We start from the raw sequence: 2222 nt of genomic DNA on the forward strand, positions 1-2222 counted from the left end.
TTTTTTAAATATAAATTTTTGTTAGAAAAGAATCCTAAAAAGTTTAATAGATGGGTTCTTCCTATAGGAGCCGATGTTGGTTTTATAAAAAGAAATCAAGAATTTGAAGAAAAAGTATTGATGTTTAATTTTGCGATTGATGGTGGTGTTCGGTTTTTTATGACAAAAAATATTGGGTTAGAGTTGGGGATAAATTATCGATATAGAAGTGACTTAGAGGAAATATACCAAGATAATTTTCAGATGCGTTATAATGTTTATTCTGGATTGGTTTTTGTTTGGGAATAAAATAAATGGGTTTAAAAGGAGTTTGTTAGGTAGGGTTTTTTTATATAAAATTGTTTTATTAGAGACCCACGATTACTAATTTAAACTACTCAGCATGAAAAATATTTTATTTTTACTCAGTCTGCTACCTTTGGCTTTCAGTTGTTCTGATTCTATAGTTGAACAAGAAGAAGAGGAAATTATTATTGTTGAAGAGGAAGAAGAAACAGAGTCTGAACCTGAAATAGACAGTGACCATCCAAATGTTTTATTGATTATTGCTGACGATATGGGGATGGATGCTTCTCCTTATGATACTTCTTTTAACGGAGCGAGAACACGGAAACCTGTGATGCCTAATGTTCAAAAGTTGTATGAGGACGGAATTCGTTTTGAGAATGCATGGGTGTATCCGACTTGTTCACCAACCAGAGCAGCGATTATTACGGGGAAACCTTCTACACAAACAGGTATAGAAACACCAGGAGATCATTTAACAGGTTCTGAAAAACTTTTGCAAGCTTTTATAAATGAAAATACAAATGATGCCTATGATACAGGCGTTTTTGGAAAATGGCATTTGTCTACGAATTCCTCTGTGATTGAGCCAATGGGAATAGATACCTATAAAGGAACAACGAGTGGCGGTGTATCGGACTATTATGTTTGGACTTTAGAAGAGGATGGTTTTTCCACTTCAATAACAGATTATTATACAACTACCGCTTATACAGATTATGCTAAAGAATGGATTTCTGAACGCGAAAAGCCTTGGTTTTGTTGGGTGGCTTATAATGCGGCACATACAGCAAACGAGGTATTTCATACTCCAAAAGATGCTGCTTCTTATACTACTACAGGAAGTAATAACCTAAGAATGTATATGCAAATGTTGGAGGCAATGGATTATGAAATTGGTAATTTATTGAATAGTTTGGATGAGGCAACACGGGCAAATACCATAGTTATTTTTGTTGGAGATAACGGAACGCCAGGAAAAGTGGCGCAAGCTCCATTTTCAGGAGGAAATGCAAAAGGCTCTTTACATAGCGGTGGTGTTAACACACCCTTTATTGTAAGTGGTTATGGTGTTGATAGAATAGGCATTTCCGATAAATCTCTAATAGAAGGAACCGATTTGTACGCAACTATTGCGGATATTTGTGGTGTTGAAAATCATGATTCAGAATTTAGTAAAAGTTTTAAAGACTTGTTAAGTTCGGATGTGGGATCTAACCGAACAACAAATTTCTCGGCTTCGGCAAATGGGTATACTTTAAGAGATATGAATTATAAATTAACCATAGAAAATGGCATTGAGTATTTATCTAATTTAAATTCCGATTATGAAGAAACCACAAATTTATTGGATTCGGAGTTGGAGATGGAAGCACAGACTTCTTATGATGTTTTGAAATCAGCTTATGATCAGATAAAATAGTTGTAATTGAGAACAAAAAAACCACGCGAAAAGCGTGGTTTTTTATTTTTAATACTAAAGTTTATTTTTCTTTCTTGAGCATTGCGTCCCAGCCTTGTGCCGTCAATTCCATTTTTTGATTGGCTCTAGTAACCAAGTTGATTCCTTCGTTCTCTTCCGTCATATGACCAATGATCGAAAAGTGCGGATTTCCTTTTATTTTTTCAAAATCGTCTTGTGAGATGGTAAATAACAATTCGTAATCTTCACCACCATTCAAAGCGATCATGGTGCTGTCCATATTGAATTCTTCAGCCGTTGAAATCACCTGAGGATCCAATGGAAGTTTGTCTTCAAAAACATTGGCACCAACTTTAGAGTTTTTACACAAATGAATCACCTCAGAGGATAATCCATCAGAGATATCTATCATGCTTGTAGGAAGAATATCTAAGTCCTTTAAAAGTTTCGGAACGTCTTTTCTCGCTTCTGGCTTTAATTGTCTTTCAACAAGATAAGTATATTGATCTAAATC

At 34.8% G+C, this 2222-nt stretch carries 3 protein-coding genes; 2 read left to right on the forward strand and 1 reads right to left on the reverse strand.

Annotation, left to right across the window (positions count from 1 at the left end):
- Together P8H68_RS10505 and P8H68_RS10510 are read left to right on the forward strand one after the other, a co-directional pair.
- A partial coding sequence (locus tag P8H68_RS10505) for a hypothetical protein (RefSeq protein WP_300324627.1) occupies positions 1-288 on the forward strand: 288 nt, incomplete at its 5' end.
- Positions 289-382: 94 nt separating this feature from the next.
- Positions 383-1708, forward strand: a complete 1326-nt coding sequence (locus P8H68_RS10510) for a sulfatase-like hydrolase/transferase (protein ID WP_300324629.1) — start codon at positions 383-385, stop codon at positions 1706-1708.
- Between the two features lie 61 nt (positions 1709-1769).
- Here the strand turns inward: P8H68_RS10510 and P8H68_RS10515 are convergent.
- Positions 1770-2222, reverse strand: a 453-nt coding sequence (locus tag P8H68_RS10515; RefSeq protein WP_300324632.1) for an AIR synthase-related protein, incomplete at its 5' end; no start/stop codon positions are given.

This window comes from Flavicella sp. (assembly GCF_029238425.1).
Classification (GTDB): domain Bacteria; phylum Bacteroidota; class Bacteroidia; order Flavobacteriales; family Flavobacteriaceae; genus Flavicella.

What these genes read in the sequence shown, in the direction of transcription:
- P8H68_RS10510 (WP_300324629.1), top strand. Translation starts at nt 383, where the DNA reads ATGAAAAATATTTTATTTTTACTCAGTCTGCTACCTTTGGCTTTCAGT.